This is a genomic window from Methylocystis sp. JAN1, assembly GCF_052186135.1.
In the GTDB taxonomy this organism is placed as follows: Bacteria; Pseudomonadota; Alphaproteobacteria; order Rhizobiales; family Beijerinckiaceae; genus Methylocystis.
In genome coordinates this window covers 305,255-324,498 of record NZ_CP181499.1, presented here as the reverse complement: position 1 = coordinate 324,498, position 19,244 = coordinate 305,255, and the positions used below count along the sequence as shown (strand labels likewise).

Annotated in this window: 13 protein-coding genes; 9 read left to right on the top strand and 4 right to left on the bottom strand. The window is 62.7% G+C overall.

The window, feature by feature from the left end; translation table 11 throughout:
- Positions 1-490 precede the first annotated feature (490 nt).
- Both ACNHKD_RS01505 and ACNHKD_RS01500 read right to left on the bottom strand, forming a co-directional pair.
- Positions 491-781, bottom strand: coding sequence for a hypothetical protein (locus ACNHKD_RS01505; protein WP_442755369.1), 291 nt, complete (start codon positions 779-781; stop codon positions 491-493).
- Positions 782-882: 101 nt separating this feature from the next.
- Entirely contained in the window at positions 883-2,466 is a 1,584-nt protein-coding gene (locus tag ACNHKD_RS01500) for an efflux transporter outer membrane subunit (RefSeq protein WP_442755368.1), read from the bottom strand.
- Between the two features lie 295 nt (positions 2,467-2,761).
- Between ACNHKD_RS01500 and ACNHKD_RS01495 the strand changes: the two genes are divergently transcribed.
- The 9 genes from ACNHKD_RS01495 (at position 2,762) to ACNHKD_RS01455 (ending at position 16,265) form a co-directional block, all read left to right on the top strand.
- Positions 2,762-3,799, top strand: a complete 1,038-nt coding sequence (locus ACNHKD_RS01495; RefSeq protein ID WP_442755367.1) for an efflux RND transporter periplasmic adaptor subunit — start codon at positions 2,762-2,764, stop codon at positions 3,797-3,799.
- Entirely contained in the window at positions 3,796-6,834 is a 3,039-nt protein-coding gene (locus ACNHKD_RS01490; RefSeq protein WP_442755366.1) for an efflux RND transporter permease subunit, read from the top strand. Before ACNHKD_RS01495 ends, ACNHKD_RS01490 begins: the two co-directional genes overlap by 4 nt.
- 216 nt (positions 6,835-7,050) lie before the next feature.
- A complete protein-coding gene (locus ACNHKD_RS01485) occupies positions 7,051-10,458 on the top strand; it encodes an HAD-IC family P-type ATPase (RefSeq protein WP_442755365.1) in 3,408 nt (1,135 codons plus the stop codon).
- A 201-nt stretch (positions 10,459-10,659) separates the two neighbouring features.
- Positions 10,660-11,211, top strand: coding sequence for a hypothetical protein (locus ACNHKD_RS01480; protein ID WP_442755364.1), 552 nt, complete (start codon positions 10,660-10,662; stop codon positions 11,209-11,211).
- A 58-nt stretch (positions 11,212-11,269) separates the two neighbouring features.
- Positions 11,270-12,496 carry an alpha/beta hydrolase gene (locus ACNHKD_RS01475; protein ID WP_442755363.1) on the top strand — a complete coding sequence of 409 codons (1,227 nt, stop codon included), beginning with the start codon at positions 11,270-11,272 and terminating at the stop codon, positions 12,494-12,496.
- A gap of 472 nt (positions 12,497-12,968) precedes the next feature.
- A complete protein-coding gene (locus ACNHKD_RS01470; protein ID WP_442755362.1) occupies positions 12,969-13,454 on the top strand; it encodes a DUF1269 domain-containing protein in 486 nt (161 codons plus the stop codon).
- A 149-nt stretch (positions 13,455-13,603) separates the two neighbouring features.
- The gene (locus tag ACNHKD_RS01465; RefSeq protein ID WP_442755361.1) at positions 13,604-13,759 is read left to right on the top strand and encodes a hypothetical protein; all 156 of its coding nucleotides are present in this window, start codon (positions 13,604-13,606) and stop codon (positions 13,757-13,759) included.
- 318 nt (positions 13,760-14,077) lie between these two features.
- Complete coding sequence (locus ACNHKD_RS01460; RefSeq protein ID WP_442755360.1) at positions 14,078-15,637, top strand: alpha/beta hydrolase; 1,560 nt, start codon at positions 14,078-14,080, stop codon at positions 15,635-15,637.
- 217 nt (positions 15,638-15,854) lie between these two features.
- Positions 15,855-16,265, top strand: a complete 411-nt coding sequence (locus tag ACNHKD_RS01455; RefSeq protein WP_442755359.1) for a hypothetical protein — start codon at positions 15,855-15,857, stop codon at positions 16,263-16,265.
- Between the two features lie 212 nt (positions 16,266-16,477).
- On the opposite strand, the gene acs is transcribed toward ACNHKD_RS01455, so the two are convergent.
- On the bottom strand, positions 16,478-18,406 hold the full coding sequence (acs, locus tag ACNHKD_RS01450) for an acetate--CoA ligase (protein WP_442755358.1): 1,929 nt from the start codon (positions 18,404-18,406) through the stop codon (positions 16,478-16,480).
- Between the two features lie 158 nt (positions 18,407-18,564).
- Positions 18,565-19,239: a Crp/Fnr family transcriptional regulator gene (locus ACNHKD_RS01445; protein ID WP_442755357.1), complete on the bottom strand. Its 675-nt coding sequence runs from the start codon at positions 19,237-19,239 to the stop codon at positions 18,565-18,567.
- Between the last annotated feature and the right edge of the window lie 5 nt (positions 19,240-19,244).

Genomic DNA, 19,244 nt, shown 5'->3' with positions numbered 1-19,244 from the left:
AGGGGCTCTGTGGCGGCGTCGTCTCCAGCGCCGGAGGTGGGCGCTAGGGCGCTGAACAGGCGGCTGATCGACGAAAGGGGCGCTCCGCCGTTCTTGGGCTGCGGCGTCTTCAAGCGTCGCGAACGCGAGTCCCCCAAACGCCATCATCGCCCCCGCGAAGATGACGAAACAATCGCGCCGCTTAGGCGCCGGCTTATTCGTGGCTGCGTTCATGGCGCTGCTTTCTTCCCGCCGCCTCTTTGCCCTTGGCGAGTTCGGCGAGATGCGAATTTCCCTTTGCAAATCAGCTGGGCGCGGCGATTGAGCCCCGTGGGGAAGAAGAGTTTTCCTCGAAAAATCGAACGCCCTCTTGGACGCCATCCTTGCGCGTCGCCCCTATTGCCTTGGGTCCGCGCTTTACGCTCTTCAATAAAAGCTCGAAGACGGCGTTCGGCGTTCTGGGCCGTTCGCTTCTTTTCAGAACGCGAACGGCGCCAGTCTTGGCCGGCTATTATTGCGCCGGAGTCGGGGCCGGAGCGGGGGCCTCCTGCGTGCGCGGCTGAGCGGGACCGCGGCGATGGACGCGAGCCACTCTGCGATGGTGGCGCGGCCCTCTGACATGGCTGCGCGGGCGTTGGACGCGCGGCTGATGATGGAACGTGGTGAACTGGCGCTCCTGGGCTTCCGCGCTTTCGGGCGTCACGGTCGCAACGCCCACGGGAAGCGCGATCACCGCAGCCAGAATGGCGAGGAGCGACCGGCGCGAAACTTTGCGATTTTCATTACCGCTCTTAGCGGGCATTTGCGTTTCCCCCAAATCGAGTGTTGAACGGGGATCAAGCTCGCACAACCCGAAACCCTTTGCAACATTCGCTCGGGCTGCATTTTTCGGGGCGCCGCGCCTTACGGCCAGGGGCCCTTGCCGGCTTCGTAAGCTTCGTTGGCGCGCGCGATCTCGGCGTTGCGCGTGGTCGGCGACCAGCCGCCGCCGAGCGCCTGGTAAAGGCTCACTGCGGATTGGTAGTAGGCCAGCCGGGCGAGGGTGAGGTTGAATTCATATTGAAAGAACGTCGTTTGCACGGTCGACAACGTAATCACGTCGATCGTGCCTTCGAGGAGCTGCGCTTCGGCCGCGTCGAGCGCGATTTTCGAAGCAGCGACGGCTTCGACGCCGATTTTCACGCTTTTGGCGGTTTCCTTCATCGCGATGAGGGCGCTCTCCGTATCGCCGAGCGCGGCCAGAATGCGCTGGCGATAAAGCGCGGCGGCTTCGGCGTAGCGCCCCTGCTGAAGTTGATACTGGCCTTGCAGGTTGAACCCGTCGAACAATGGCTGCGCCAAATTCGAGCCGACTTCCCACGCGATCGCCTCCGGCCGGAGGAGATTCCGCAAGACGATGCTTTGGATGCCGTATTGCCCGTTCAACGTGATCGACGGGAAGAACGCCGCGCGCGCGGACAGCACCGAGAATTCCCGCGACGCCAATATCGCCTCAGCCTCGGCGACGTCCGGGCGCCGCAACAAGACCTCGGAAGGAAGGCCCGGTTCAAGTCGGGGGTAACGCAGCTTGTTCAGCGTGCCGCCCTTTATCTCGATCGTTTCGGGCGTCTGTCCCAGCAAAATCGCCAACGCGACCTTGGTCTGCCGCAGCGTCTGCTCCAGCGGCGGAATGGCGGCCTTCTGTCCGGCGAGAACCGCCGCCTGCTGGCCGTGATCCAGCATGGTCGCGGCGCCTTTTTCCAGCCGCGCGTCGATCGCGCCGAGAACGTGCTCGGCGATCCGAACGTTTTCCGTGGCGATGCGAAGCTGGTCTTGCGCCGCCAGGACCAGAAAGTAAGCGTTCATGACGGCCGCGACGGTCGCGATCTCCACGACGTCACGATCGAAGCGCGACGCATTCGCAAGCAGGCGGGCTGCGTTGGAAGCGTTCTGATTCTTGCCCCAGAAGTCGATTTCGTAGCTGGCGTTCAAGCCCAACGCGAAAAAGTTGGCGCGCGTCGACCTGAACGTCGCAAGGTCTTCGGCCAGCCGGGCGCCTTCGCGGTTTCCGGCCTCCCGCAGCACGGATTGGGCCGGATTGAAATTCGGCGTTTCGCTGACGAGCGTTCCCGGAACCTGCGCGCGTTGCGCGGCGGCGCCCAGGCTAAGAGACGGCCAGAGGGCGGCGCTGGCGATGCGGGCGCTGGCGTCGGCCTGGTCGATGCGCGCCATCGCCGCGGCGATGGCCAGATTATCGTCAAGCGCCCGCGCCGTCAGCGCCGCGAGTTCCTTGGAGCCGAATTTGATCGCAAAATCCCGTCCGGATGGAATGGGCTGCGCCGATTTAGGCTTTGCTTCGAGGAAGCGCTCCGGCGGGGGGACGCTCAGATCAGGCTTTTCCCAATCAAGATTGCAGCCGGAAAGGCCGGCGGCCGCGAGGATGAGCGATCCCGACGCGCATGCGCGAAGCCGTCTCGACAATGGGGCCAGCAACGCCGTGGTCCGCACTCTCAACTTCCCCGCGCGGTTTCTCCCCGCCGCATCGACGGGACCCTATCCGGCTTACGCCATCTGAGTCGTATTTATCGGCTCTTGGCTGCGGACGGCGATCGGAGGGGAGCCGGCCGCAAACTTATCCACAGGAAACCCGCCGGACCTCGTAGGGTCATTGCAGACCCCGCAGTATTTTCCCTTTACCGCTAGGGCGCGCGTCGCGCATTCGGGAATGCGCTTTGGCCCTGATCAGGCGAATGGGATGAGACCAGTTTCGCGATGCCTATTTTGGGCGGCTCCAGCGTTTCTGTTGGCGTTGGCCGGCTGCAGCCGGGACGGGCAAGACGACACGCAAACGCCGCGGCCCGTGCGCGCGGCGGTCATCGAAAAGAGCAAGCTCGGCGAAAGCGTTGAACTTACCGGCGTCATTCAGCCGGAAAACGAGGCGGCGCTTTCGTTCCGCATCGGCGGCCGCATGATCGAGCGCTTCGTGGGCACGGGCGACGCCGTCAAGGCCGGCCAGTTGCTCGCGCGGCTCGACTCGCAAAACGAGATGAACGGGCTTCGCTCGGCGCAGGCGAGATTGACCGCCGCGCAGGGGCGTTTGCGCGAAGCGCGCAACGTTTTCGCCCGCGAGCAATCGCTTCTGACGCGTCGCTACACGACAAAAACCAAGTTCGACCAGGCGCAGACCGCTGTCGAGACGGCAAAGTCGGACGTTGAGGACGCGACCGCTCAGCTCAAAATCGCCCAGGACAATGTGAGCTACACCGAGCTCAAATCGGACTCGTCCGGAACGATCGTCGCGCGTTCGGCGGAAGCCGGCGAAGTGGTTCAGCCTGGCCAGACGATCTTTCGCCTCGCCCGGACGGGAGGATGGGACGCGGTCTTCGACGCGCCCGCGCGTATTTTGCGCGATGCGCCGCGCGACGCGCGGATTGATTTGGCCCTGACCGACGATCCGAGCGTGACCGCGGTCGGGCGGGTCCGTCAGGTCGACCCGCAGGCGGACCCGGCGACGCGCACTTTCCGTGTCCGCGTGGCGATCCTGTCGCCGCCGTCCGCGATGCGGCTCGGCGCCACCGTGTCCGGCCGCGTTCGCCTCGATTCCAGGGCCGCAATCGCCATCCCCGCGAGCGCCTTGACGGAGACGGACGGACGGCCGAGCGTCTGGATCGTCGACCCGGGGACAAAGACCGTCGCGTTGCGGCAGGTCAAGGTGTCGCGCTTCTCCAGCGACGTTGTCGTCGTCACGGAGGGGCTCAAGCCGGAGGACATGATCGTCACCGCGGGCGTCCAGGCGCTGCACCCCGGCCAGAAAGTCCGCGTGCTGGAGGCGCGCGAATGAGCGGCCTCAACCTTTCCGCCTGGTCGCTCAGGCATCGGTCATTCATCGTTTATTGCATGATCGCGGTCTCCATCGCGGGACTGAGCTCCTATTTTAGCCTGGGGCGCGACGAAGATCCGAACTTCACGTTCCGGACGATGGTCGTTCAGGCGTTTTGGCCGGGCGCGACCATTGACGACACCCTCAAACAGGTGACCGAGCGCATTGAGCGCCAGTTGCAGGAGACGAAGAGCCTCGACTTCATCCGGAGCTACACGACGGCCGGGTCCACGACGATCTTCGTCAATTTGAAAGGCGCCACGCCGCCATCGGAGGTCCCTGATATCTGGTACCAGGTGCGCAAGAACGTCGGCGACATGCGCCACACGCTCCCGGCGGGGGTTGTCGGGCCTGGTTTCAACGACGATTTCGGCGACACGTTCGGGATCATTTACGGCTTCACGGCCGACGGCTTCACGCAGCGTGAGTTGCGCGACTATGTGGAAAAAGTCCGGTCGCGACTCCTCGGCGTCGCGGACGTCTCCAAGATCGAGGTGCTCGGCGCTCAGGAAGAAAAAATCTTCATCGAGTTTTCGACGCGGCATCTGGCGGGACTTGGAATCGACCGTTCCCAGCTCATCGCTGCGCTACAGCAGCAAAATGCGGTCAGCCCGTCCGGCGTCGTGCAAACCCAGGACGAAAAGCTTTCGCTGCGCGTCTCCGGCGGTTTCGACTCCGAGAAGGACATACTGGCCGCCAACATTCTGGCCAATGGCCGCTTGATCCGGCTGCGCGACATCGCCGAGATCAGGCGCGGCTTCGTCGATCCCCCTCAGCCGATGTTCCGCGTCAACGGCCGTCCGGCGATCGGACTCGCCATCGCCATGCGGCCCGGCGGCGACGTGCTCGCGCTCGGCGCAAATATCGCCAAGACCATGAAAGAGGCAACCGCGGATCTGCCGGTGGGCGTCGAACCGGTCCTTGTGGCCAACCAGCCGCAGATCGTCGAAGACGCGATCGGCGATTTCATGACGTCGCTGTGGCAGGCGATCGCGATTATCATGGCGGTGAGTTTCGTGAGCCTCGGGATGCGCGCCGGCGCCGTCGTCGCGATCTCCATCCCGCTCACGCTCGCCATCGTCTTTCCGATCATGCAGATGGCGGGCATCGACCTGCAAAGGATTTCGCTCGGCGCCCTCATCATCGCGCTCGGCCTTCTGGTCGACGACGCCATGACCACCGTGGACGTGATGACCTCGCGCCTCGAGCTCGGCGACGATAAGGAGACGGCGGCGAGCTACGCCTATGACAGCGTCGCGATGGCGATGCTCACGGGCTCCTTCGTCTCGGCCGCCGGTTTCGTGCCGATCGGGCTCGCCAAGAGTTCGGCTGGCGAATATACGTTCTCGATCTTTGCCGTTGTGTCGATCGCGCTGATCGTCTCCTGGTTCGTCGCGGTGCTGTTCACGCCATTGGTCGGCGTTCTTTTGTTGTCCAAGCCGGAGGGGCCGGTCCAGGCGCAGGAAGGCCGACTCCTGAAGACGTTCCGCGAGCTTCTCGTCAACGCGATGCGAAATCGTTGGGCGACCATCGGCGCGACGCTTGCCTGTTTCGTCATCGCATTATTGATCTCGCCGCTCGTGCCGCGGCAGTTCTTTCCCGCCTCGGACCGGCCTGAACTGGTCGTCGACCTGTCCCTGCGGCAGAACGCTTCAATCTATGCGAGCCAAGAGGCGACGGAGCGACTTGAGAAAATCCTCAAGGACGATCCCGACGTCGCGAGCTGGAGCGCCTATGTGGGTCGCGGCGCGATACGCTTCTACCTTCCTCTCAACGTCCAGCTCGCGCACGACTTCTTTTCCCAGTTCGTCATCATCGCCAAAGATGTCGATGCGCGGGAGCGGCTTCACAAGAAGCTGGAGACGGTTCTCGCCGAGCGCTTTCCGGGGCTTGTCACGCGCATCGCGCCGCTTGAACTTGGGCCGCCTGTGGGATGGCCCGTGCAATATCGCGTGAGCGGGCCCGATATCGAGAAAGTGCGCGACATCGCGCTTGAGCTTGCAAAGGCGATGGGCGAGAGCCCGGCGGTCACGCGCATCAATTTCGACTGGATCGAACCGGCTCGCGCCATTCACGTAAAAGTCGATCAGGATCAGGCCCGGCTGCTTGGATTGAGCTCGCAGGCTGTGGCGAGCGCGTTGCAGGGCGTGGCCACGGGTCAAACGATCACGCAAGTCCGCGACGACATCTATCTCGTCGACGTCGTCGCGCGGGCGACGGAAGAGCAGAGGATGTCGCTCGACGCGCTGCAGTCCTTGCAGATTCCGCTGCCCAACGGCGGCGTCGCGCCCTTGAGCCAGTTGGCGACCTTCGAATTCCGGCAGGAAAGTCCGCTGGTCTGGCGGCGCGATCGGACGCCAACCTTGACGGTGCAAGCGGACCCCGCGAGGGGCCTCACCGCCGAGACGGCCGTGGCCGCTGTCGCTCCCGCTGTCGCCGCGATGAATGCGCGCCTCCCGCCGCAATATCGGATCGAGACGGGCGGAACCGTGGAGGAAAGCGCCAAATCCCAGGGCTCGGTGTTCGCGCGCGTGCCGCTGATGCTGTTCCTGATGACGACTTTCCTGATGATCCAGTTGCAAAGTTTCAGCAGGATGTTCCTTGTCCTGGCGATCGTGCCGATGGGCCTCGTCGGCATTATCGCGGCCTTGCTGATTTTCGGTAAGCCGCTTGGCTTCGTCGCGATCCTGGGCATTCTGTCGCTGCTCGGCATGATCGCGCGCAACGCCGTTATCCTTGTCGAACAGATAGAGATCGAGCGCCGCCAGCAAAGCGATCAATGGAAAGCCGTCGTGGACGCGACTCTTTCGCGATTCCGCCCGATCATGCTGACCGCCGTCTCCACCGTTCTCGGCCTCATTCCGATCGCGCCCACTGTCTTTTGGGGGCCGATGGCCTTCGCCATCATGGGCGGATTGCTGGTCGCGACTGTCCTGACGCTTGTCGTTACGCCTGCGCTTTACGTCCTGTGGTTCGGCGTCAAAGAAATTGCCTGACAGCAAATCTCTAGACAAGCGAGCGTTGATGCCGCTCCGGCGCGAAGCGCGCTCCCTTTAGATACGCGCAACGTCCTTATATTCGAACCCCGTTGCGTGTTTTCTGAAACGCGCGCGAGCTCGCCTTTTGCGTGATCGTCAGCAGGAAAAGCAAAACCTCTCTACTTTACTAAACCGTGGCGATCCGACAAGATCGGTTCAACGGGAGGCGCTTTCATGACCAGCCAGAATGTTTCTTCGCAGAATTGGCACGCCATGGAAGTTAAAGAGACTCTGCGTCGTCTCGATAGCGACCCGACAAAAGGCCTCTCTTCCGACGAAGTCGCGCGGCGTCTTGCTGAGTATGGACAAAACCGGTTGCCGGAAGGCGCCAGGCGCGGGCCGCTCATGCGGTTCCTGCAGCAGTTCGACAATATTCTCGTCTATGTCCTTCTCGGCGCCGGCTTTGTAAAATTGATGCTCGGTCTTTGGCTCGACGCGTCGATCATCACGGGCGTCGTCCTCATCAACGCAATCCTCGGCTTTCTTCAGGAAGGAAAGGCGGAAAAGGCTCTCGACTCCATTCGCAACATGCTGTCGGCCGACGCGCGCGCGCTTCGGGACGGAGAGGCCCGCGTCGTGCCTGCCGAAGGGCTTGTCCCGGGGGATGTCGTGCTTCTCGAGTCGGGAGATCGCGTCCCGGCGGATCTGAGATTGATCGACGTCAAAAATCTTCGGACGGACGAAGCGGCTTTGACGGGCGAATCCGTGCCCGCCGACAAGTCGGTCGAGCCGGTTCCGCAAAATTCGACTGTCGGCGATCGCGAAGACATGGCCTTTTCAGGAACGCTCGTCGTTTCCGGGCGCGCCGTCGGCGTCGTCGTGGACACCGGCGCGCATACCGAGCTCGGCCGCATCAATCAGATGCTCGCCTCCGTCGATGCGCTTGAAACGCCGCTGCTGCGCCAGATCGAGGATTTCGGCCACACGATCGCGAAGGTGATCGGCTTTGTGAGCGTTGCTGTCTTCGCCTATGGACGCTGGGTCCGCGACCTGTCCTTCGTCGAGGCTTTTCAAGCCGTGGTGGGCATTGCGGTGTCGGTCATTCCCGAAGGACTGCCGGCGCTGATCACCATCACGCTCGCAATCGGCGTGCAGCGGATGGCGCAACGCAACGCCATCATCCGCCGCCTGCCGGCGGTCGAGACGCTGGGATCGGTTTCGCGCATCTGCTCTGACAAGACCGGCACGCTCACGCTCATGGAAATGATGGTCGCTTCGGCCGTCACGGTTGATTCTGCCTATCGCGTCACGGGAAACGGCTATGCGAGCGAAGGTGAAGTCCTTCTCGACGAAAAGCCTGCGGGCGCCAGCGCCGTTTTGACCCGCATGGCGACTGTTTCGGCGCTGTGCAACGACTCCGAGCTGCGCGAGGTCGACGGCCTGTGGAAGGTCGAGGGCGATCCCACCGAGGCGGCGCTCTATCCTTTTGCGGCCAAACTCGGATTGGAGCGGAGCAGCGAGAGGGCGAACCGCCGGCGCGTCGACGCCATTCCTTTCGAATCCGAGCATAAATTCATGGCGACCCTGCATGAGGAGCAAGGCGGCGGCCGTCTTCTTCTCGTCAAGGGCGCGCCGGAAGTGATCCTCGCCCATTGCGATCGTCAGGAGACGGAGAACGGCGCGGAGCCTCTCCGCCAAGCATATTGGAGCGAGGCGGCTGATCGTCTTGCGGCGCAGGGCGAACGCGTGCTGGCGCTCGCCTGGTTGAAGAACCCCGACGTCGGAACAAAAAGTTTGACCCCGGGCGACTTGCCGAAGACGCTCGTGCTGCTTGGCCTTGTCGGCCTCATGGACCCGCCGCGCAAGGAAGCGATCGAAGCCGTGGCGGAATGCCATAAGGGCGGCATTCGCGTGACCATGATCACGGGGGATCACAAGATCACTGCGGCGGCGATCGCTAAAATGCTTGGCGTCGGCGACGGAAAGACGGCGATCGCGGGCAGCGAAATCGAGGCGATGAACGATGGCGCGCTGCAGGAAACGGTTCGCAGCGTCGACGTTTTCGCGCGCGCAAGCCCGGAACACAAATTGCGTCTCGTCAAAGCCATACAGGCCAACGGCCAGGTCGTGGCGATGACGGGCGACGGGGTGAACGACGCGCCGGCGCTTAAGCGGGCCGACATCGGCGTCGCCATGGGCATAAAAGGCACCGAGGTCACCAAGGAAGCGGCGGCGATGGTGCTTGCCGATGATAATTTCGCCTCGATCACCGCCGCGGTGCGCGAAGGACGCACCGTCTACAACAACATTGAAAAAGCGCTCCTTTTCATGCTGCCGACCAATGTCGCTCAGGCTTTGGTCATTCTCGTCGCGATTATCGCGGGATTCATGCTGCCGATCACGGCGCCGCAGATTCTGTGGGTCAATATGGTGACGTCCGTCGCGCTCGGGCTCGTCATTTCGTTCGAGCCCCATGAGCTCGACGTCATGCGACGGGCGCCGCGCGCCGTTCATCGGCCGATACTGGATGGATTTGCGGTATGGCGGGTGATCTTCGTCGGCGTGGCGCTTCTCGTTCTCACGCTGGCCGCGTTTTTCTGGATGAAAGCCGCGAACGCATCGGATGAACTGGCCCGGACGGTCGCCGTCAACACGCTGGTCGTCGGCCAGATTTTCTATCTGCTGAACAGCCGATTCAAGACGGACTCGTCTCTCTCGATCTCCGCGCATCTGGGCAATCCCTATTTGCCGCTCGGAATCGCCGCGGTCGTCGTTTTGCAGCTTCTCTTTACCTACGCGCCGCCGCTGCAGCGTCTGTTCGGCACAGAGGCGATCCCTTTGAATATCTGGCCCCAGCTATTCCTCGGCGGGCTGGTTTTCTTCCTGGTCGTCGAAGCCGAGAAATTCGTGATCCGCAATTTCGCGCCGCCGCGCTCGCAAGGCGCCGGGCGCCTTGGCGAAAGCTCCGCCACGCAGGGAAGCGCAACGAAGCGGCCTGTGGCCATTTCCGGTCGGTGGCAGGCGGCGCTCGGCGCCGTCGCGCTCGCGGCGCTGATTGGCGGCGAGGCCTATGTGTTCTGGCGTGGGGGGACGACGAACGAGGCGACGGCGCCGAGCGCCAATGTTGTCGCGCCCGAGCCCAGGGAAGCGCTGGCGCCGGCTTCGGGGCGCATCATCGCGATTCTTTGCGAGCCGGGCGATGTCGTAGAGGCCGGGCGGGTCTGCGCAAAACTGGACCCGGCGCCCTTCGAGGAAGCCGTCGCGCGCCAAAAGGCCATTCTGGCGCAGGCGACGCGGCAGGCGGAGGAGAGCGTCGCGGCTCAATCGAAAGCGGAGCGAGAGTGGGAGCGCAGGCAACGGACCAGGGGGCGCGGTCCGGCGGCCCGCGCGGCGCTGGAGCAGGCGCGCGCCTCCCTTGAACGCGCCGCCGCACGCGCCGCCGCCGATCGAGCGGCCGTCGAAGAAAGCCGAACGGCGTTGGGGGCGGCCGAGGCGGCTCTCAGCCAATTGGACGTCGCGGCGCCTGTCGCGGGCGCAGTCCTCTTCACGGCGGCGCCCGGGGACGCGTTCGAGGCTGGAAAACCCCCAGCGGTCTTCTCTATTTCACCCTCCGGCGGCTCGCCGGGGAAGAGCTCGCCATGAGGCCGCCTTGCGCCACTGTGAGGGCGACAGCTATGATGCCGGTAGTTAAGCCCTATTGGGAAAAACGGTCGGACGAGGCTTTAGGCGGCTCCGTGATGCGCCGAAGGCGGTCATCGGCGGACATCCAAAAAACTTAACAGGACGCACGGCCCAGATCTGAAGCGGCGGCGGTCATTATCAGCCAGACATAGGTGCTTAGTCATGACACAGACTGAAATCGACACCCCGTCAAAGCAAGCGACGCCTCCCCAACGATTTGCGAAGTGGCTGGGCGCCCGTTTGCCTTACCTCGTCGTCCTCATCCTGGCGATCCTGGGCGTCGCTTACACGAGCATGTCGGGGCGGCCCCTGTACGGATACTGGGAGTTTCTGGCTTTCGCCATCGGCCTCGCCTGCATCGCCATCGGCTGGCGGCAGACCCCTGACAAGGCCGCCCGAAAACAGCTGGTCATCACGCAGTCGCTGCACTGGCTCGCGTTTTTGATCGCGATGAGCATCCTGCTGCTGCCGTCGGTCAACACCTTCCTGAGCGGCCCCGCGACGGGTCTCGCGCTCATGTTGCTGCTCGCGCTCGGAACTTTTGTGGCTGGCGTGCATGTTTCCGCGGATATTGCGGTGTTAGGAATTGTCCTTGCGCTCACCGTGCCGGCGATGGCGTGGCTCAAGCAGGCCGCTCTCCTGTTGGTCCTTATCGGCCTGGTCATCGGCGCTTTCGTCGTGATTTTCCGACCGCACCAGGCCAATGAAGCGTAATTTTTGAGGTTGGACCATGAACATGAGGGCGTTTCTTCGTGAAAGTCCTCATGCGCGAATGCGGACAAGCGCTCACCGGCTGCGGCGCCTGATTCTCCTGATCGGAGCCGCGCTCGGCGGCTGCGCGACGCCCATCGGCGTTCTCGAGCCCGCGCCAGCTATTGCGCCGGGCGCGGCGCGCCTCAACATTCTCGTCGCGACGACGCGAGCCGTTTCGCCGGAACGGGGCGTGCTTTTCTCGGGGGAGCGCGGAGAAACGTCTCTCAAAAGTTTCGTCATTTCCATTCCGCCGGACGAGCGCCGGCAGATCGGCCAGGTGCAATGGCCGCAAACGCTTCCCCCCGACCCGAGAAGCGAATTCGCGACCGTCGAGGTCGACTCTCTCGACGGAGCGCGACAGGTCGAAGACTGGCTGCGGCGTCATAGGGCTAAAAACGGCCGCGTGCTCGTCTTCATCCACGGATTTAACACGCGCTTCGAAACCGCGCTTTTCAATTTTGCGCAGATATTCCATGACTCCGGCGCCGAGGCCGCTCCGGTCTTGTTCAGCTGGCCGTCGCGCGGCGGCGTCCTGAATTATATTTACGACCGGGAAAGCGCGACGTTTTCACGAGACGCCCTGGAGAAGCTGCTGCGGCGACTCGCGCAGAGCCCGAATGTCGGCGAAATTTCCATCCTCGCGCATTCGATGGGCGCGTGGGCGGCGATGGAGTCGTTGCGTCAGATCGCGATACGCGACGGAAGGTTGCCTTCGAAAATCCAGGGTTTGATCCTTGCGTCGCCTGACATCGACGTGGATGTCTTCCGCGCGCAGCTCGGAAGTTTCGGAGAGAAACGACCAAATGTCGTGGTGTTTTTGTCGCGTGAGGATCGCGCGCTCCGTCTGTCGCGCAGCGTCGGCGGAAATGTCGCGCGCCTTGGCGGCGCGGACCCCGCCGGCAAACCGTGGATGGCGGAAAAAGGCGTTGAGATTATCGATCTGAGCGGCGCAGCTGCGGGCGATCCGCTTCGTCACAGCAAGTTCGCAAAAAATCCGGATGTTGTGCGTTTTCTTGGCGAGGAGCTGATCAACGGCGCTTCTCGCGCCTCTCAGGCGGGCGTCGGAGAGCGCATGGAGGGGATTTCGATGGGCGTCGCGCAGGGCGTCAGCAGCGTGGCGGGCCTTGCGATCGACGCGCCGGTCGCGATCGTCGATCCTGAAATTCGCGCCGGATATGCGAGTCGCGTTCAGCAGCTTCGGCAGGCGGTCGACAATGCCTCGGTTGCCTCTGGCGCCGATCGATGACAGTCTTAATATATTCCGCGTACGGTCGGAATATTGAGAGCGAGCAGGAGGCGAATATGAGCGAGATTCCGCGTCGCGCATTTCTTGGTTTTCTCATGGGCGGAGCCACGCTTGCGGTAGCGGGCGCGTCTTTGTCGTCGACGGCGGCTTTGGCTGCCCCGTTCCCAGTGGACGACGCGACGCCATCCGTACTCGCCCCTCCCGTCGAGGAAGCTCGTACGACCTGCTGGTGGAGCGGGGGCCGGCGCGTCTGCCGCCGCCGACCCGCGCGTCGAGTTTGCTGGTGGCGCGGTGGGCGCAGAGTCTGCGCTTGGCGCTAGCGCGCGCTAATCGCGCTGTCTGCGTTTAAGCCGCCTGAGCGCAGCGTGGGCTTTGATTGGCGCAGGCAAACAATCGGGCCGTCTGCTTCGGGCGGCGACGGCTATCGGAGCTTTCACGCAACCCACGCAGCGCCTGACAAGAGAGGGCGAAAATGTCTGATTTGGTAGTTATCGTCTATCCAACCGAGGCCAAGGCCGAGGAAATGCGCAAGAAGGTCTTCGATCTTCAGAAGGAATATCTGATCGAGGTCGGCGACGCTGCGATTGCGGTGAAGCAGACGGACGGCAATGTCAAACTCAATCAGCTGTTCAACACCGCCGCGGCCGGCGCCGCCTCGGGTGGGCTGTGGGGCCTTCTGATCGGGATGGTTTTTCTCAACCCGCTGCTCGGCGTCGCGCTCGGCGCGGCTTCCGGTGCCATCAGCGGCGCTCTCGCCGATTACGGAATTAACGACGACTTCATGAAGAAGCTGTCGGACAGCTTGCAGCCGGGCAATGCGGCGCTGTTTCTGCTCGTGAGGAAGGTGACCGGCGACAAGGTTCTCGAGGCCATCAAGGGAACGGGCGGGACCGTGCTCAAAACCTCTTTGGACGACACGAAGGAAAAAGCGCTGCGGGACGCCCTCGCCGGCAAGTAGCGCCTGTTAAATGGCTTGACTTGTCCACGGCGACGTTCGGGAGACGCGCACCCTCGGCGACCTGTCGCTGAGGGCGCCGCCGCGCTTTTGCAGGTGAAAGCGGCAAAGCTCCGAAACGGAACAACTCCCTTCAATGGCAGGGCTTCGGAATGACAGAATTTGAAGAGAAGGCTCTACAGAAGCTTCAGGAGATCAGCGAGAGCTTGAAGCACCTGGAGGAACTCGCGGATTGGTTGGCTGAACGCATAAAGCAGCGGGAAACGGATGAAAAGAAGGCCGCCGAAATCATATCCAAGCTGATTTAATTCAGTCTGGCCGCCAATCTATCTTGCAATGCCCTTCGCGCGGAACGATGTCGCGTTGACGTTCAAGGTCCATCCTTTACGGCGAGGCCAGCGCCGGAGACCTTTCCCTCGCAACTTGCTCGATCTTCAACCCACTCGGCGCCGACATGGCGCGCCGCCTGCGACGGCCATCTTAAGCCGCCCTTTGTCGGGGACGCTCTTTCCGAAAGGCGAGGATTCGCCCACGCTCGGCAATTCATCCCGACAGCGAGCGAGGGCGTTGACAAGCGCCTAAGTTTCAGCGCAACAAAATTCATGACGACGCGTCGGGCTCAGTAAATGCGCATTATCGTCCTGAGGGCAATCAAATGGTCCGCAGCGTTAGTGGGCGTGATACTGGCTGTTTTTCTCGGCGTCCGAATTTATGATTCGCAACGCGGCTTGCCGCTGGACGTGTGGCACACCTACGTGCCGCAAGAGCTGAGCGTCGAGGAAATCGCGAAAGCTGACTGGGACGCCTATCTGAAGAGAGAAGACGAGTTATTTGCTTCCTTGACGGCCGAAGTAAGCAGGAAGCTCTACCCGGAAGAGCGAGTTCCTTTCAATCGATACTTCGAAGACAGCCCGGTCTACCCGGGTAGATTCCAACAGAATTGGAACCGTTCATATATAATGGAGCCGGCGGAAGCGCCTTCCGGCGCGGTGGTCTTGCTGCATGGTCTAACCGACTCGCCCTATAGTTTGCGACATATCGCCTCCCATTATCGGGGACGAGGGTTCATCGTGGTGGCGATACGTTTGCCCGGACATGGCACCGTGCCTGCGGCTCTCACCGCAGTCGACTGGAGGGCTTGGCTGGAGGCGGCGAGACTTTCAGTGAGAGAGGCGCGACGGCGGGCGCCGGCGCCCTTGCCGCTTCATATCGTCGGCTTCTCCAACGGCGGATCGCTCGCATTAAAATACGCGCTCGACGCGCTGGAGAACCGCGACCTGCCGCAAGCGGACCGGGTGATTTTGATTTCGCCCATGGTTGGCATAACCCGTTTCGCGCGCTTCGCAGGCCTGGCGGGTCTGCCCGCAATGCTCCCGGCATTTGCGAAGGCGGCGTGGCTCAGCGTGATGCCCGAGTTCAACCCCTTCAAATACAATTCTTTTCCGGTGAACGGCGCAAGGCAGGCTTACCGCCTGACGGACGCGCTTGAAAGGCAAATCATAGCTCGTCAACGCGAGAAGGCGCTGAACGGGTTGCCGCCGCTTCTCACTTTTCAGTCCGTCATGGATTTTACAGTGAGCACCCCCGCCGTATTGACCGGGCTTTATGATCGTCTGCCTGCAAATGGCAGCGAACTGGTGTTATTCGACGTAAATCGCAACGAGAAGTTCGGACCGTTGCTGCGCGCCTCGGCGGACGCCAAGCTTGCCGATATCGCGCCGCCCGGCGTCCGAAACTATCGTCTAACGGTTATTGCGAATGCTGGCGAAGGGACAGACGAGGCGCTGGAGCGCGCGACCGACGCGGGCGCCATGGAGCAACGCACGCGCCGGCTCGGGCTTTCATATCCAAAGGGCGTTTTTTCGCTCTCTCATGTTGCGCTGCCGTTCCCCCTCACAGACGCGCTTTACGGGCTCACCCCCGACGACTCAGACGACTTCGGGATCCATCTGGGCGCCCTGGCGCCGCGCGGAGAGCGAGGCGCCTTAATCGTCAGCCTGGACGCGCTCCTGCGAATGTCTTCAAATCCCTTTTACCCTTATCTAATAGACAAAATAGGAGAATTTGCCGGCCTTCCGGCGAGGAGCGCGGAGGCTGAGTCCGAACGGCGAGAGCTGACGCCCGCCGTTCAGCGCGATATTCGAACCGGGCAAAGCGGCGCTCGGCGTAGAGGCGGTCGACGATAGACTGATTGCTCGTCTGTCGTCCTCGCGGCGCATGAGGACGCGAGCGAGCGGCAAAAGGCGCGCATTGCGGTCCATCGGGCGGGCGATTGGCGAAAGCGCCATCGGAAAGCCATTCGAAAAAGTGACGTTTCCAAGTTGCGCATTGCGCATAACGTGGTAGCGTGCGCATGAATCATGCAATGCGTGTCAACAATAAAAGTGCGACGGGCGCAAATTGGTGATTCTTCCCGCCCGAGGCAAGGCCGCGCGCACGCCTATGGACTGGTCATGGGAGATTTGGCCTCCGCGTTCAAGATGTCCGTCCCGAACGTCATGGGATTTTGCGAGAGGAGCCCGCCAGCCGATCGCCGCGACTCCCGCCGCCATCTGCGCCGCTCTCGACGCCGCAGGCATGACCTTCGCCGGGGAAAGAGACGCTCCGACCAGCTGGGAGGTAATCATGCTGAACATGAAAATCATAACGTTGGTCACGCTTGTCTTGATGATTAGCGTTTATTTATTGCACGGCATAACTTTCTTCACGAAATTGATTATCGGCCTTTTGCTTTTTGCCGGCTGGGTCTTTTTCGCGATCGTCAGAACGACGAGCGAGAGGCGGAGAGCGCGTCAATCCCGCGACATGACGTAGCTATGCAGTTCGGCGGGGCGATCCCGAATGTAGGATCGGCTCGCAAGTGGCCGAATGCGGGGGCGACTCGAGCCAAGACCTTGTAAAGGCTGCATGGACGAGGAGGTTAGATCGCGCTGCCTGCGTTCAGCCGGAATCGCCTGAACGCAGGCCAAAGGTTTAGGACGCGCTTCACGCGAAAAACCGGTTCCCGCTTTTTCGCGAGCCGCGCTCTAGGAAGGCTTCCCCCGCACCAGCTCCTCCACGACCCCCGGGTCCGCCAGCGTCGACGTATCGCCCAGCGCGCCAAACTCGCCTTCCGCGATCTTGCGTAAAATCCGTCGCATGATCTTGCCCGAGCGGGTCTTGGGGAGGCCCGGGGCGAACTGGATCACGTCGGGAGTCGCGATAGGACCGATTTCCTCACGCACCCATTTGACCAGTTCCTTGCGCAGATGCTCGGTCGGATGGGCGCCCTCCATCAGCGTCACATAGGCGTAGATGCCCTGCCCCTTCAGGTCGTGTGGATAGCCGACGACGGCGGCTTCCGAGACCTTGTCGTGCGCGACGAGCGCGCTTTCGATTTCCGCCGTGCCGAGGCGGTGGCCGGAGACGTTGATGACGTCGTCGACGCGGCCGGTGATCCAATAATAGCCGTCCGCGTCGCGTCGCGCGCCGTCGCCCGTGAAATATTTGCCGGGATAGGTCGAGAAGTAGGTTTGCGCAAAGCGCTCATGGTCGCCATAGACGGTGCGCACCTGTCCCGGCCATGAATCGGCGATGACGAGATTGCCCTCGCAGGAGCCCTCCAGCACCTTCCCCGAGGCGTCCACGATCTCGGGAAAGACCCCGAAAAAGGGCCGCGTCGCGGATCCCGGCTTCAGGTCTGTCGCACCTGGCAGCGGCGCGATGAGAATGCCGCCCGTTTCCGTCTGCCACCACGTGTCGACGATGGGGCAGCGCCCTTCGCCCACCACGCGGTGATACCATTCCCAGGCTTCAGGATTGATCGGCTCGCCGACCGAGCCCAGAAGCCGCAGCGATTTCCGGCCCGATTTCTTCACCGGCTCCTCGCCGGCGGCCATCAAGGCGCGGATCGCGGTCGGCGCGGTGTAGAAGATGTTCACGCCATGCTTGTCGACCACCTCCCAGAAGCGGGAGACGGTCGGATAATTCGGCACGCCTTCGAACATGAGCGTGGTCGCGCCGTTCGCGAGCGGGCCGTAGACGATATAGCTGTGCCCCGTCACCCAGCCGACATCGGCCGTGCACCAGTAAATGTCGCCCTCGCGATAGTCGAAGACGAGTTCATGCGTCAGCGACGTATGGACGAGATAACCGCCTGTCGTATGCAGCACGCCCTTCGGCTTGCCGGTCGAGCCCGACGTATAGAGGATGAAGAGCGGGTCCTCCGCGCCCATCTCCGCATAGGGGCAGTCGGCGTGAACGCGCGCCGCCTCGTCCTCGTAGCGGAAGTCGCGGCCGGGAAGCCAGTCAATGTCGGCGCCCGTGCGCGTGACGACGATGACGCTCTTCGCTTCCACCTTTTCGAGCGCGGCGTCGACATTGGCTTTGAGCGGAACCTTGCGCCCGCCGCGCAGGCCCTCGTCGGCGGTGACGATGACGTCGGATTGCGCATCCTCGATGCGGCCCGCGAGCGCCTCCGGCGAGAAGCCGCCGAAGACCACCGAGTGAATCGCGCCGATGCGCGCGCAGGCCAGCATGGCGTAGGCGGCCTCGGGGATCATCGGCAGATAGATGGTGACGCGGTCGCCTTTCTTGACGCCGTGCTTCTTGAGCACGTTTGCAAAGCGGCAGACATGTTCGTGCAGCTCGGCGTAGGTGATGTGCTTGCTTTGGGCGGGATCGTCGCCTTCCCAGATGATCGCGGTCTGGCGCGCGCGTTCGGGAAGATGCCGGTCGACGCAGTTCATCGCGACATTGGTCGTCCCGTCCTCGAACCATCTGATCGAGACGTTATGCAGGTCGAAGCTCGTATGCTTCACCTTCGAAAAGGGCGTGATCCAGTCGATCCGCTGCGCCTCCCGCGCCCAGAAGCCTTGCGGGTCTCTCTGCGACTCTTCGTAAAGCGCGCGATAGGCCTCTTCGTCGATGCGGGCGTCTTTCCACGTTTCGGGGACGAGATAGAGCTTCTCGGACATGTCTTCCCTTGACCTTTCGCCCCACGCGGGGGCGACCATCTTGTCGTTGCGCCGATCCTAGCCGTCATGGCCGGGCTTGTCCCGGCCATCCGCGCGCGCAATCGAAACGGCGGAGCGCGGACGCCCGCGACAAGCGCGGGCGTGGCGGGGACCACACGTCAGGCGTCCGTCCTGTTTTCGGCCGTAACGGGCTTCTCCTTCGCCGCCGCCCCCTCCCGCGCCAGCTCCACATTGTGCTGCATGCGCCGCATCATCAGCTTCATGAGATAGAAGCCAAATCGTGGATTCTGCGCCGCGAGCTCCAGCAATTCGTCGTAACGCACGCAGAGGAGTTCAACCTCGGTCGCCGCGACGACCGTGGCCGTGCGCCGGTTCTCCTCCGTGAACAAGCCCATCTCCCCAAAAAAGGCGCCTGCTTTAAGCGTGACATTGGGCTCGAGCAGCAAGATCTCGCCCTTCACGATGATATAGGCTTCCTCCGACAGGTCGCCCTTGCGGTGGAGCGTGAAGCCTGCGGGAATCTTGAGCGGCTTCATATAGGGCCGCAGCCATTCGTAATCGAACTCGCCCTCGGCCGCCTGTTGCGTCGCGTGGCGCACGTCGAGGATGAGCCGTCGCATCTGATGAAGGCGGAAGACGTTGATGGGCGCCATGAAGGCGTTGAGGGCGAAAAGCGGATAATAGCCCTTGAGGAAGAAATAGGCCGCAAAGAGCGCGTTCGCGGCGATGGCCGCGATGCGCAGGGGGATCATCGTGTTCGACACGAAGACGAACACGTTCGCCGCCGCGGCGAGATAGCCGATTGCTTCGACGAGCCAGTTTTGCGGGATCATTCGTC

Coding starts and splice junctions, on each gene's coding strand:
- ACNHKD_RS01505 (WP_442755369.1), bottom strand. CDS start 781: ATGCCCGCTAAGAGCGGTAATGAAAATCGCAAAGTTTCGCGCCGGTCG.
- ACNHKD_RS01490 (WP_442755366.1), top strand. CDS start 3,796: ATGAGCGGCCTCAACCTTTCCGCCTGGTCGCTCAGGCATCGGTCATTC.
- ACNHKD_RS01485 (WP_442755365.1), top strand. CDS start 7,051: ATGACCAGCCAGAATGTTTCTTCGCAGAATTGGCACGCCATGGAAGTT.
- ACNHKD_RS01480 (WP_442755364.1), top strand. CDS start 10,660: ATGACACAGACTGAAATCGACACCCCGTCAAAGCAAGCGACGCCTCCC.
- ACNHKD_RS01475 (WP_442755363.1), top strand. CDS start 11,270: ATGCGGACAAGCGCTCACCGGCTGCGGCGCCTGATTCTCCTGATCGGA.
- ACNHKD_RS01470 (WP_442755362.1), top strand. CDS start 12,969: ATGTCTGATTTGGTAGTTATCGTCTATCCAACCGAGGCCAAGGCCGAG.
- ACNHKD_RS01465 (WP_442755361.1), top strand. CDS start 13,604: ATGACAGAATTTGAAGAGAAGGCTCTACAGAAGCTTCAGGAGATCAGC.
- ACNHKD_RS01460 (WP_442755360.1), top strand. CDS start 14,078: ATGCGCATTATCGTCCTGAGGGCAATCAAATGGTCCGCAGCGTTAGTG.
- acs (WP_442755358.1), bottom strand. CDS start 18,406: ATGTCCGAGAAGCTCTATCTCGTCCCCGAAACGTGGAAAGACGCCCGC.
- ACNHKD_RS01445 (WP_442755357.1), bottom strand. CDS start 19,239: ATGATCCCGCAAAACTGGCTCGTCGAAGCAATCGGCTATCTCGCCGCG.